Origin of the sequence: Cellulomonas carbonis, from assembly GCF_014636275.1 — a bacterium.
In the GTDB taxonomy this organism is placed as follows: domain Bacteria; phylum Actinomycetota; class Actinomycetes; order Actinomycetales; family Cellulomonadaceae; genus Actinotalea; species Actinotalea carbonis.
The window spans coordinates 191914-204563 of record NZ_BMEB01000004.1 but is presented as its reverse complement, the minus strand read 5'-3'; the positions used below and the strand labels follow the sequence as shown (position 1 = coordinate 204563).

At 74.1% G+C, this 12650-nt stretch carries 11 protein-coding genes; 7 read left to right on the top strand and 4 right to left on the bottom strand.

All coding sequences use genetic code 11. The features are described from left to right. Positions 1-34: 34 nt before the first annotated feature. Positions 35-499 (bottom strand): Hsp20/alpha crystallin family protein, encoded by a 465-nt coding sequence (locus IEV86_RS13280; protein ID WP_043607099.1) that lies wholly within the window; start codon positions 497-499, stop codon positions 35-37. A 300-nt stretch (positions 500-799) separates the two neighbouring features. Between IEV86_RS13280 and adhE the strand changes: the two genes are divergently transcribed. The 3 genes from adhE to IEV86_RS13265 all read left to right on the top strand — a co-directional run bounded on the left by adhE (position 800) and on the right by IEV86_RS13265 (position 5172). Next, a complete protein-coding gene (gene adhE, locus IEV86_RS13275) occupies positions 800-3505 on the top strand; it encodes a bifunctional acetaldehyde-CoA/alcohol dehydrogenase (RefSeq protein ID WP_081978762.1) in 2706 nt (901 codons plus the stop codon). Between the two features lie 186 nt (positions 3506-3691). Beyond that, positions 3692-4192 (top strand): hypothetical protein, encoded by a 501-nt coding sequence (locus IEV86_RS13270; protein WP_052426251.1) that lies wholly within the window; start codon positions 3692-3694, stop codon positions 4190-4192. A 26-nt stretch (positions 4193-4218) separates the two neighbouring features. After that, entirely contained in the window at positions 4219-5172 is a 954-nt protein-coding gene (locus IEV86_RS13265) for an aldose 1-epimerase family protein (RefSeq protein WP_043607097.1), read from the top strand. Positions 5173-5378: 206 nt separating this feature from the next. Here the strand turns inward: IEV86_RS13265 and IEV86_RS13260 are convergent, their stop codons facing one another. The 3 genes from IEV86_RS13260 to IEV86_RS13250 all read right to left on the bottom strand — a co-directional run bounded on the left by IEV86_RS13260 (position 5379) and on the right by IEV86_RS13250 (position 8849). After that, positions 5379-6212 carry a M15 family metallopeptidase gene (locus IEV86_RS13260; protein WP_052426250.1) on the bottom strand — a complete coding sequence of 278 codons (834 nt, stop codon included), beginning with the start codon at positions 6210-6212 and terminating at the stop codon, positions 5379-5381. Between the two features lie 274 nt (positions 6213-6486). Next, a complete protein-coding gene (locus IEV86_RS13255) occupies positions 6487-7530 on the bottom strand; it encodes a hemolysin family protein (protein WP_043607095.1) in 1044 nt (347 codons plus the stop codon). Next, positions 7527-8849 carry a hemolysin family protein gene (locus IEV86_RS13250; protein WP_043607093.1) on the bottom strand — a complete coding sequence of 441 codons (1323 nt, stop codon included), beginning with the start codon at positions 8847-8849 and terminating at the stop codon, positions 7527-7529. Before IEV86_RS13250 ends, IEV86_RS13255 begins: the two co-directional genes overlap by 4 nt. 114 nt (positions 8850-8963) lie before the next feature. Between IEV86_RS13250 and IEV86_RS13245 the strand changes: the two genes are divergently transcribed. Genes IEV86_RS13245 through IEV86_RS13230 form a run of 4 tightly spaced genes read left to right on the top strand, consistent with a single transcriptional unit; the run spans position 8964 to position 12529 of the window. Beyond that, on the top strand, positions 8964-9695 hold the full coding sequence (locus IEV86_RS13245) for a response regulator transcription factor (RefSeq protein WP_043607091.1): 732 nt from the start codon (positions 8964-8966) through the stop codon (positions 9693-9695). Between the two features lies 1 nt (position 9696). Then, a complete protein-coding gene (locus IEV86_RS13240) occupies positions 9697-10770 on the top strand; it encodes a HAMP domain-containing sensor histidine kinase (RefSeq protein ID WP_043607089.1) in 1074 nt (357 codons plus the stop codon). Beyond that, positions 10767-11720: an ABC transporter ATP-binding protein gene (locus IEV86_RS13235; protein ID WP_052426249.1), complete on the top strand. Its 954-nt coding sequence runs from the start codon at positions 10767-10769 to the stop codon at positions 11718-11720. The genes IEV86_RS13240 and IEV86_RS13235 overlap by 4 nt, the downstream gene beginning before the upstream one ends. Continuing rightward, positions 11717-12529 carry an ABC transporter permease gene (locus IEV86_RS13230; protein ID WP_043607087.1) on the top strand — a complete coding sequence of 271 codons (813 nt, stop codon included), beginning with the start codon at positions 11717-11719 and terminating at the stop codon, positions 12527-12529. Before IEV86_RS13235 ends, IEV86_RS13230 begins: the two co-directional genes overlap by 4 nt. Positions 12530-12650: the final 121 nt, after the last annotated feature.

The window sequence follows — 12650 nt, the reverse complement described above, 5'->3', positions numbered from 1 at the left end:
GGCAGGACCCGGCCGGGACCGGGCCCTCGTGGTCTCAGGCCGTCGCCGCCGGCTCGTCGTGCGTGGAGCCGATCTGCTGCTGGCCCTGGGCGCCGTGCTTGATCTCCACCCGGCGGGGCTTGGCCTCCTCTGCCACCGGGATCGAGAGCGTCAGCACGCCGTCGGTGTAGGTCGCGTCGATCGCGTCGAGGGCGAGCCCGCGTCCGACGGTGAGCTGGCGGACGTACGTGCCCGTGGTGCGCTCGCGTGCGAGCCACTGCACGTCGGACTCCCCCCGACCCGAGCGCTGCGCGCGGATCGTGAGCACGCGGTCGTCGACGGCCACGTCGATGCTGCCCGGGTCGACGCCCGGGAGGTCGACGTGCATGACGTAGTGGTCACCCGACCGGTACAGGTCGATCGGCATGACCGGCGCCGAGGCGGTCGCCTCGCGCGCGGTGCCGAGCAGCTGGTCCATCCAGCGAGCGGTGTCGGTGAACGGGTCGAAGCGCGTAGCCATCGTGCACCTCCTCCTGTGTGCACCCCGGTCCCTCCGGGGCGCCTCGCACCCGGGAGCGGTCCGCGTCCCCGGGCGGCGGCTACACCTCTGTATTAGCACTCTCATGCCGCGAGTGCCAAGAGGTGGTCCCGGGGGCGGGACCTCCGTCCCGTCGGGCGCCCCGCGGGCCCGCCACGGACGCCGCTCGTCACCCGATCGGGACCTTCGGCACAGGGTCGCGACGACGGTCACACCTAGCGTCGGCAACGGGTCAACGGCGATCCACCCACCGAGAACCTGCGACACGACCGGGAGCTTCCCGTGAGCCGATCCGCCCGTACGACCCAGACCGAGGTGCCGGCCACGCCCGGCGCCGCCATCGACGGCCTCGTCGCGAACGCCCTCAAGGCGCTGTCCGCGTACGCGACCTTCACGCAGGAGGACGTCGACCAGATCGTCCGCAAGGCGTCGGTCGCGGCCCTCAACCAGCACGGCCACCTCGCGAAGGCCGCCGTCGAGGAGACCCGCCGCGGCGTCTTCGAGGACAAGGCAGTCAAGAACATCTTCGCGTGCGAGCACGTGACCCACCGGATGGCCGGACTCAAGACCGTCGGCATCGTCGGTCGCGACGACCTGCACGGCATCGTCGAGATCGCCGAGCCCGTGGGCGTCGTCGCCGGCATCACGCCCGTCACGAACCCGACGTCGACCGCGATCTTCAAGTCGCTCATCGCGCTCAAGACCCGCAACCCGATCGTCTTCGCGTTCCACCCGTCCGCGCAGCAGTCGTCCGTCGCAGCCGCCCGCGTGGTGCGCGACGCAGCCGTCGCCGCGGGTGCCCCCGAGCACTGCATCCAGTGGGTCGAGCAGCCGTCGATCGAGGCGACCAACCAGCTCATGAACCACCCCGGCGTGTCGCTGATCCTCGCGACCGGCGGCAACGCGATGGTCCGCGCCGCCTACTCGTGCGGCAAGCCCGCGCTGGGCGTCGGCGCCGGCAACGTGCCCGCGTACATCGAGCGGTCGGCCAAGCTCAAGCGGGCCGTCAACGACGTCGTGATGTCCAAGTGCTTCGACAACGGCATGGTCTGCGCGTCCGAGCAGGCCGTCATCCTCGACGCCGAGATCTACGACGACGCGATGGCCGAGTTCGACCGCCTGCACGCCTACCGCGCGACGCCCGACGAGAAGGCGATGCTCGAGCGCTTCATCTTCGGTGTCGAGGCCGACTCCGCGAACTGCGCCGGCGCGAAGCTCAACGCGGCCGTCGTCGGGCAGAGCCCGGTGTGGATCGCCGAGCAGGCCGGCTTCACGGTGCCCGCCGACACCTCGATCATCCTGGCCGAGGTGTCCGGGGTCGGCCCCGCCGAGCCCCTCACGCGCGAGAAGCTGTGCCCCGTCCTCGCCGTCCTGCGCGCCGAGACCACCGAGCACGGCATGCAGCTCGCCGAGCGCATGGTCGAGTTCGACGGCCTGGGCCACTCCGCCGCGATCCACTCCGAGGACAAGGCGCTCGTCGAGGAGTTCGGCAGCCGCATGAAGGCCGTCCGGATCATCTGGAACTCGCCGTCGTCGCAGGGCGGCATCGGCGACATCTACAACTCGTTCATCCCCTCGCTGACGCTCGGCTGCGGGTCGTACGGCGCCAACTCCGTGTCCAACAACGTCTCGGCGGTCAACCTGGTGAACATCAAGCGGATCGGACGGCGCAACAACAACCTCCAGTGGTTCAAGGTCCCGGCCAAGACGTACTTCGAGCCGAACGCGATCCGCTACCTCGAGGACATGCCCGACGTCCACCGCGTCACGATCGTCACCGACGAGACGATGACCAAGCTCGGCTTCGTCGACAAGATCCTCGACGTGCTCGCGCGGCGGCCCGAGAAGGTCGCGCTGCAGATCCTCGACACCATCGAGCCCGAGCCGAGCATCCGCACCGTCGACCGCGGTGCCGAGCGCATGCGCGAGTTCAAGCCCGACACGATCATCGCGCTCGGCGGTGGCTCGCCCATGGACGCCGCCAAGGTCATGTGGCTGCGCTACGAGCACCCCGAGGTCGTCTTCGCCGACATGCGGGAGAAGTTCTTCGACGTGCGCAAGCGCGCGTTCAAGTTCCCGACGCTCGGCGCGCAGGCCAAGCTCGTCTGCATCCCGACGACGTCCGGCACCGGCGCCGAGGTGACCCCGTTCGCGGTCATCACCGACCAGGACACGGGCGTCAAGTACCCGCTCGCGGACTACGCCCTCACGCCGACGGTGGCGATCATCGACCCCGCGCTCACCGGCAAGATGCCGGCGTCGCTCGCGGCCGACTCCGGCTTCGACGCGCTCACGCACGCCACCGAGGCGTTCGTGTCGGTGTACGCCAACGACTTCACCGACGGCATGGCGCTCCAGGCCATCCGCCTGATCTTCGAGAACCTCGAGGCGTCCGTGAAGGGCGGCGAGGTCGCCGTGGCCGCACGCGAGAAGATGCACAACGCGGGCACGATCGCCGGCATGGCCTTCGGCAACGCGTTCCTCGGGATCGTGCACGCCATGGCGCACACGATCGGGTCGACGTTCCACCTCGTCCACGGGCGCACGAACGCGACGCTCCTGCCGCACGTGATCCGGTACAACGGCAGCGTCCCGACCAAGCTCACGAGCTGGCCGAAGTACGAGTACTACGTCGCACCCGAGCGCTTCCAGGCGATCGCGAAGTCCCTCGGCCTGCCGGCCTCGACCCCCGAGGAGGGCGTCGAGTCCTACGCCCGGGCCGTCGAGGAGCTGCGCGACGCCGTCGGCATCCCGCGCTCGTTCCAGGCGCAGGGCGTCGACGAGCGCGCCTTCATCGGCAAGCTCGACGACCTCGCGATGCGTGCCTACGAGGACCAGTGCGCGCCCGCGAACCCGCGCATGCCGATGCTCGACGACATGAAGGACCTCATGACCGCGGCGTACTTCGGGACGTCGCTGCAGGACGTGCGCTCCCGGCGCGCGACGGAGGACGCGGAGTCGCCCGCCCAGGAGACGACGACCGCCTGACCTCCGTGGGTCGGCCCGGTCGCGCGGGCCGACCCGACCCGACGGCCCCGGCCACCGCGACGCGCGGTGACCGGGGCCGTCCTCGTCGTCGGCGGACGACGAGGACGGTGACGCGGCAGACTGGGCGGTGACGACCCGCCACGACGCCGGCCGACCCGCGCCGACCCCGACGCCACGGAGCGCCCCATGACCCGACGGCCCACCCGCCACACGACCCAGGCCCCGCTCACCTCCCGCGCGGTCCCGGCCTCCCGGGCCCTGGTCGCCGTCGCGGTGACCGCGACCCTCGCGGCCGGCTGCACCGCGGAGGGCGGGCTCGACCTCGACGGCGTGCGCGAGCAGGTCGAGACGGCGGCCGAGGACGCCCGCGGCGCCGCCGACGAGCTGCGGGGCTCGCTCGAGGAGCTGTCCGACGACGGCCTGCGGACCGAGGGCGAGCAGGCCCTCGCCGAGGCCGAGACCGCCGTCGAGGACGCACGCCGCGCGCTCGAGGACGCCGAGCAGGACCTCTCGCCCGAGGCGCAGCAGGAGGTCGAGCGGGCGCGTCAGGCGCTCGACGACGCTCGTGCGCGCCTCGAGGAGCTCGCGTCCGGGACCAACGGTGCGGTGCGTGACGCCGTGGGTCGGCTGTCGGACGAGATCGAGCGCATCCGGGGCGACCTCGACGACGTGCCGAGCACCTCCTGAGCGCACGCCACCAGTAGCGTGGCGTCGTGAACCCCACCTTCTCCTCCACGACCCCTGCGCCCCTGTCCGGGCACCAGATCGAGCTGGTCCTCGGCGACCAGGAGGCCACCGTCACGGACGTCGGCGCGAAGGTCCGCCGCTACGCCGTCGGCGGCCGCGACGTCTTCACCCCGTTCCCCGCGGACACCTACGCGCCGGCCGGTCACGGCGCGGTCCTCGCGCCCTGGCCCAACCGCATCCGCGACGGCCGCTACACGTGGGAGGGCGTCGAGCACCAGCTCGACATCACCGAGCCCGAGCGCGGCACGGCGCTCCACGGACTGGTGATGTGGCAGCGCTGGCAGGTCGTCGAGGTGGACGACGCGGCGCACCGCGACGGCCACGCCGTCACGCTCGAGCTGCGTCTCGCGCCGAGCGGCGGCTACCCGTTCGACCTCCTCATGCAGGTCACGTACCGGCTCACGGCCGCGGGGCTGCACGTGCAGGCCGTCGCCACGAACCTCGGCGCGACCGCCGCGCCGTACGGGATCGGCTTCCACCCGTGGCTCTCCCCGGGTGCCGGCTCGCTCGACGAGTGCACGATCCGCATCGACGCCGCGTCGCGGGTGACCGTCGACGACCGGCTCCTGCCGACCGGCACGGCCGCGGTCGACGGGCAGTACGACCTCCGCACGCCGCGGCGCGCGGACGAGGTGGACCTCGACGACGCGTTCGTCGACGTGCTCCGCGACGAGGACGGGCTGTCCTGGATCCGGCTGACGGGCGGCGACGGCCGCACGGCCGCGGTCTGGATGGACGAGTCGATGGACACGTGGCAGGCCTGCACCGGCGACCACCTCGGGGTCGTCGAGTGGCGCCGCACGGGCCTCGCGGCCGAGCCGCAGAGCTGCGTGGCCGACGCGTTCCGCACCGGCGACCGGCTCGTGCGCCTCGCGCCGGGCGAGTCGCACGAGGTCACCTGGGGTGCGGCGCTCCTCTGAGCGTCGCGACGCCGCGGGCGGGGCACGACCCTCGCCGGACGCACGAGGGGGCCGGTCCTGATGGACCGGCCCCCTCGCGTCGTCCTGGGCGGTTCGTGCGCCGACGGCGCAGCGCGTTGGGGCGCCGACGGCGCAGCGCGTTCGGGGCGCCGACGGCGCAGCCCGCTCGTGCGGAGAGGCCGCAGCCCGCTGGGCCGCGTCCGGGCTCAGTCCCAGTTGGTGCCGAGCGCCGTGGTTCCCGGGACGTACTCCCAGTGCCACGGCTCGTACGGCCCCGAACCGCCGCGGCGGGCCCACTGCGGGTTGTCCCAGCCGTAGGTCGGGCCGTTCGCCCGCAGCCACGCCATGACGTCGGAGCTGTTCGTCTCCGTCGCGCACAGGTCGATCGCGAGACCCCAGCCGTGGTTCGAGCGGCCAGGGGTCGCGGCGAGGCCCGGCTTGGTCACCGCGAGCCGGCGCTGGACGGCCAGCGGGCGGTAGGAGTCGGTGATGCACAGGTCCCGTCGGAACGCCGCACGGTAGTTCGCGTTGAGCTCGGACAGCGCGACCGCGGCGTCCCCGCGCAGCGACTGCGCGGGGTCCCACAGGACGCACAGGTCCGACGAGGCGATCTGGCCGTTGGCGCCGTCCGTGCGCGCGAGCCCGTCGCAGCCGGGGAGCGGCTCGCGCTCGACCGAGCGGCTCGCGACGTCCGCGAGCACCGCACGGCCGGGAGCGGCCGCCAGGAGCGTCGTCGGCGTCGTCCCGACCGTGGTGGACGAGAGCACCTCGTACGCGGTCGGCAGGCCGACGGCGGCGGCGACCGGCGTGACGCCCTCGGGCGCGTCCTGCGTCGTGAAGGTCGCGTCGGCGACCGGGAACGCGATGGTCGCGGCGGCCAGCGCCGCCAGGACCGCACCGCGGGGCGCCCATCGGCCGAGGGCCGTCGTGGACCGCGCGGAGCGCGTCGAGCGCTGGCGTCGAGCCGCGTCGCCCGCACGGTGGAGCTCGCGCCGTGAGGTCGCCGGAGTGGCCGACGAGCGCACCTGCTCTGGCTCCACGACACCTCCGAGACGCAGCCGCGCGCACGCGGCACGAGCAAGGACACGGCCCTCGAAGGGCCCAGGGGGGCGACCCGCCGGGGCGACGGCCTCTGCGGCGCGCCCTCGACTGCGGTCACGGAACAGTAACGGAGGCCGACCGCGTCGACCAAGTCCCGAAGGTCCCACGACGGGGTGACAGGGGTCACCCGGGCCGCCGCGTGCGCGGCCGTCGGCCGGCCCGAGGGCCGCCCGGGCGGACGCCAGCGGGACGAGCGCCCTGGTCAGCGCCCGGTCAGCGTCCTGCGCGCCGCTGCATCGCGTCGCGGACCTCACCGACGAGCTCCTCGAGGATGTCCTCGAGGAACACGACGCCGACGACGGTCCCCTCCTGCACCACCCGGGCGAGGTGCGTCCCCGTGCGCTGCATCGCGGCGAGGACGTCCTCGACCTCGTCGCCGGGGGCGACGCTCGCCAGGGTGCGGACGCGCCAGGACGGGACGGGCAGCGCACGGTCCGCGACGTCGGCGTAGAGGACGTCCTTCAGGTGCAGGTACCCGAGCGGCAGCCCCGCCTCGTCGAGCACCGGGTATCGCGAGTACCCGGTGCGGGCGACCTGACGCTCGACGTCCTCGACGCTGCACCCGAGCGGCAGCGACACGAGACCACCGAGCGGCACCATGACGTCGCGCGCGGTCCGGTCGCTGAACTCGATCGCCCCCGTGAGCAGCCCCTGGGCGTCCTCGATCAGGCCCTCGTCCTGCGAGCGGCGCACGATCGACTGGACCTCCTCGGCCGTGAACGCCGACGCGACCTCGTCCCGCGGCTCGACGCCGACCAGGCGCAGGACGTGGTTGGCGAGCCAGTTGAGCGCCGTGATCACGGGCGACACGACGCGCGCGACGAGGACCAGCGGCGGCCCGAACCACAGCACGGCCCGGTCCGGGCCCGCCACGGCGAGGTTCTTGGGCACCATCTCCCCGAGGACCACGTGCAGGTAGACGACGACCGTGAGCGCGACGACGACCGCGACGGGGTGCGCGAGGGCCACGGGCAGGCCCGCCGAGTGGAGGGGCCCCTCGAGCATGTGCGCGATCGCGGGCTCGGCGACCATGCCGAGCGACGTCGAGCAGACGGTGATGCCCAGCTGCGCGCACGCGAGCATGAGCGACACGTGCTCCATCGCCCACAGCACGGTGCGCGCGCGCCGGGACCCGCCGGCCGCGAGCGGCTCGATCGAGCTGCGTCGGGCCGAGATGACCGCGAACTCCGCCCCGACGAAGAACGCGTTGACGGCGAGCAGGACGAGGCCGACCGCGAGCGCTGCCCCGGTGCTCACCTGCCGCCCTCCCCCGCCTCGACGTCGACGCGGACGCGCAGCCGGTCCACCCGCCGACCGTCCATGGCCTCGACCGTGAGGGTCACGGGCCCGGTCCGCACGACGTCGCCCGGTCGCGGCACCCGCCCGAGCTCGGCCATGACGAACCCGCCGAGCGTCTCGAAGGGCCCGTCCTGCGGGACGACGACGTGCGTCGACTCGAGCAGCTCGTCGGGCCGCAGGAGGCCCGGCACGCTCCACGAGCCGTCCGCCGCCGCGCGCACGCCCGTACGGCGCGGGTCGTGCTCGTCCGCGACCTCGCCGACGAGCTCCTCGACGAGGTCCTCGAGCGTGACCACGCCCGCCGTGCCGCCGTACTCGTCGACGACGAGCGCCATCTGCAGGCCGAGCCCGCGCAGCTCGACCAGGAGCGGGCCGAGGCGCACGGTCTCGGGCACCCGAGGCGCGTCGTCCATCAGCGCGGCCGCCGGGACCTCGGGCCGCCGCTCCCACGGGACGGCGATCGCCCGGCGGAGGTGGACGAGGCCCACGACGTCGTCGTGCGACGCGTCGATCACGGGGAACCTCGAGTGTCCCGTGCGGCGCGCGAGCGCGACGACGTCGGCGGCGGTGTCCTCGCGGTGCACGACCTCCATGCGCGTCCGGTCCGTCATCACGTCCGCCGCGGTCAGCTCCTCGAGCTCGATCGAGTTGGTGATCAGGCGCGCGGTCCCGACGTCGAGCGTGCCGACCTCGGCCGAGCGCTGCACGAGGGCCGCGAGCTCCTGCGCCGAGCGCCCGCCCGAGAGCTCCTCGCGCGGCTCGACGCCGACCGCGCGAAGGAGGGCGTTCGCGCTGTCGTTGAGCGCCACGATGAGCGGCTTGAGGGCGGCCGTGAAGCCCCGCTGGAGGGGCGCCACCTGACGTGCCGTCCCGAGCGGGCGGGCGAGCGCGAGGTTCTTCGGGACCAGCTCGCCGAAGAGCATCGAGAAGCCGTTGACGAGCAGGATCGACGCGGTCGCCGCGACACCCGCCGCCGCGGCCTCGTCCCAGGGCCCCTGCGAGACGGGCCCCCCGAGCAGCCGCGCGAGGGCCGGCTGGGTCGTGTAGCCCAGGAGGATCGTCGTCAGGGTGATGCCGACCTGCGCACCCGAGAGCTGCGTCGACAGGTGCGCGAGCGCCGCACGGACCGAGCGTGAGCGCCGGTCGTCGTGGGCCGCGACCTGACGGTCGACGAGGCCGGGGTCGAGGGTCACGAGCGCGAACTCGGCGGCGACGAAGACCGCCGTCCCGGCCGTCAGCGCGACGCCGAGGAGGATGAGCAGCGCGTCGACCGTCATCGCGCGAGCCGCTCGGGGACCTGGGGCGAGCCGGTACCGGGAGACCGGTACCGGCCGCTACTTGAGCTGGCCATGGTGGCAGGGAGCATAACGGACGCGTGCCACGATGACCCCATGCCCGCAGCCGAAGCCGAGACTCCCGCAGCGGACGGGAAGGCCGCCGTCGTCCTCGTCGTCGAGGACGAGCCGGCGATCGCGACCGCGATCGCGCACCGCATGGCCGCCGAGGGCTGGCGTGTCGAGGTCGCCTCCGACGGCCCCTCGGGCGTCTCCGCGGCCGCGCGGCTCACGCCGGACGTCGTCGTCCTCGACGTGATGCTCCCCGGCCTCGACGGCCTGGAGGTGTGCCGCCGGATCCAGGCCGCGCGCCCGGTGCCGGTCCTCATGCTCACCGCGCGCGACGACGAGACCGACCTGCTCGTCGGCCTCGGCGTCGGTGCGGACGACTACATGACGAAGCCCTTCTCGATGCGCGAGCTCGTGGCCCGCACGCGTGCCCTGCTGCGCCGCGTCGAGCGGTCCGCGCAGCTCGCGGGCGCCGCCTCGCCGACGCCCGCGCTCGTCGTGGGCGACGTCGTCGTCGACCGTGCGCAGCGGCGCGTGTCGCGCGGCGGTCAGGACGTGCACCTCACACCGACCGAGTTCGACCTCCTCGTTGCGCTCGCGACGAGCCCCCGGACGGTCCTCACGCGCGAGCGCCTCCTCGCGGAGGTCTGGGACTGGGTCGACGCGAGCGGGACGCGGACGGTCGACTCGCACGTCAAGGCCCTGCGCCGCAAGCTCGGGGCGGACCTCATCCGGACGGTGCACGGCGTCGGGTACGCGTTCGAGCCCACGGGGGCCTGACGTGCCGCCGCGCCACGGCCGCCTGCCCGACGTCCGGCCCCTCGACCGGTTCTCGTCGATCAAGATCAAGCTCGGCGTGCTCGTCACGGCCACGGTCACGCTCGCTGCGTTCGTCACGTGGGCCGGCCTGTACAACCAGCTCGGACCGACCAGGACCCTGCCGCTCGCGGTCGTCGTGGGCGTCCTCGCGGTGCAGGTCCTCGCCCGCGGCATGACGTCCCCCCTGCGCGAGATGACGGCGGCCGCGCGGGCGATGGCGGGCGGCGACTACTCGCAACGCGTCCGTGCGACGAGCCGGGACGAGGTCGGCCAGCTCGCCGACGCGTTCAACCGCATGGCCGAGGACCTCGAGCAGGTCGACACGCTGCGCCGCGAGATGGTCGCCAACGTGTCGCACGAGCTCCGCACGCCCGTCGCGGCGCTGCGCGCCCAGCTCGAGAACATGGTCGACGGCGTGACGGAGCCGGACGCCCCCGCCCTGGAGTCCGCGCTTCAGCAGGTCGAGCGGCTCGGCCGGCTGGTCACCTACCTGCTGGACCTGTCCCGCATCGAGGCGGGTGCGGTCGCGCTCGAGGTGCGCGACGTGGGCCTCCAGCGCTTCCTCGAGCGGACCGCGGACGACGTGCGCCCGGTCGCGACCGACAAGGACCTGCGCTTCACGGTCGACGTCGAGCCCGGGGACCTGACGGTCCCCGCCGACTCCGAGCGCCTGCACCAGGTGGTCCTCAACCTCCTCCAGAACGCCGTCCGGCACTCACCGACGGGCGGTGAGGTCCGCCTCTCCGCGCGGCGGCAGGGCCGGGACGTCGTGCTCGACGTCGCCGACGACGGGCCGGGCATCGCCCCCGCCGACCGGCAGCGGGTCTTCGAGCGCTTCCAGCGCGGCAACGCACCGGGCCAGGGGCGCACGAGCACGGGCGGCACGGGCCTGGGCCTGGCGATCGTCCGCTGGGCCGTAGGCCTGCACGGGGGGACGGTCGAGGTCGCCGACTCGGCCACCGGCTGCGTGATGCGCGTACGGCTCCCCGCGAACCGGCCCCGGGCGGCGCGCCACCCCGCTAGCCTCGCGCCGTGAGCTTCGCGGACACGGCACCCGCCCCGGCCCGGGACGACGGCGTCATCGCGGTGCACGGCCTGACGAAGACCTTCGGCCCGGTGCGCGCGGTGGACGACCTCACCTTCGAGGTCCGGCCCGGGCGCGTCACCGGGTTCCTCGGGCCCAACGGCGCGGGGAAGACGACCACGCTGCGCGCGCTGCTCGGCCTGGTCCGCCCGACCGCCGGCACGGCGACCATCGGGGGTCGCCGGTACACCGAGATCCCCCGCCCCCAGCGCGTCGTGGGCGCGGCGCTCGAGGCCGCGAGCTTCCACCCCGGGCGGACGGCACGGGACCACCTGCGCGTCTACGCGCCGCAGGTCGGGGTCGACGACGCACGCTGCGACGAGGTCCTCGGCCTGGTCGGGCTCGCCGACGTCGCGGGCAGGCGCGTGGGGGGCTACTCGCTGGGCATGCGGCAGCGCCTCGGACTCGCGACGACGCTGCTCGGCGACCCGCGCGTGCTGGTCCTGGACGAGCCCGCCAACGGGCTCGACCCCGAGGGGATCCGGTGGCTGCGGGACCTGCTGCGCTTCCTCGCGGGCGAGGGACGCACCGTCCTCGTCTCGAGCCACGTCCTGTCGGAGGTCCAGCAGACCGTCGACGACGTCGTGATCATCGCCCGGGGGCGCCTCGTCCACGCGTCGTCGCTCGCGGGGCTCGCGGCGCTCGAGCGGACCGGGACACGCCTGCGCTCACCCGACCCCGACGGGCTCGACCGGGTCACCGGCCGCTGGGGTGCGGCCGTGCGTCGGCTCGCCCCGGGAGCCGTCGAGGTCGACGGCGTCGAGCCGGCCGAGGCAGGGCGGGCCGCGTTCGACGCGGGGCTCGAGCTGCACGAGCTCGCGTCGCTCTCGGTCGGGCTCGAGGAGATCTTCCTGCGCCTCACGGCACCACCCGCGGACGAGCCGGCGGGGGTCCGGTCATGAGGGCCGCACTGCTGACGGAGTACCGCAAGCTCGTCACGACGCGGCTGTGGTGGGTCCTGCTCGTGGCCATGGCCCTCGTCATGGTGTTCATGGGCGCGTCGCTCGCGTTCACGTTCAGCGTCCCGGCCGACCAGGGCGGCATGGGCGGCGGCGAGGGCCTGCCGGCGCTCACGCCGACGGACGTCGCGCTCTCGGTGTACTCCGTCGCGGCGGGCTTCGGGTACGTCTTCCCCGTGGTGGTCGGGGCGCTCGCCGTGACGGGCGAGCTGCGGCACATGACCATCACGCCCACGCTCCTGGCCGAGCCTCGGCGCGGCGTCGTCCTCGGGGCGAAGCTGCTCGCCGCGCTGCCCGTGGGCCTGCTGTTCGGGCTCGTGGGCACCGCGGCCACCGTCGCCGGCGGCGCGACCGTCCTCACGCTCACCGGCGGTGAGACCGCCCTGGGTGAGCCCGAGGTCCTGCGCGGCCTCGCGCTGTCGGTGCTCGCGCTCGGGCTCTGGGCCGTCCTGGGCGTCGGCTTCGGGACGGTGCTCACGAACCAGGTCGCCGCCGTCGTCGTCGTGCTCGCGTACAACCAGCTCGTGGAGCCGCTGCTCAGGCTGTTCCTGGGCAGCCTCGAGTGGGGGCAGCCGGTGACGAGGTTCCTGCCGGGCGCCGCGGCCGAGGCCCTCGTGGGGTCGAGCATCTACACGGCGGTGGGGGCGGGCGACCTCCTCGAGTGGTGGCAGGGCGGTCTCGTCCTGGCGGCGTACGCGCTCGTCCTGGCGGCGATCGGCCGCGCGACGACGTTCCGGCGCGACATCACCTGACGACCGCCTGACGGCCTCTTGGCCGGCCTCCGGCGGACCGCTGACCGCGTCATGACCTGGGCCGTCCCGGGCCGTCGGCGAGGCCCACGAGCACCCGTCCGGCGGTCCGTCACGGCGCGTC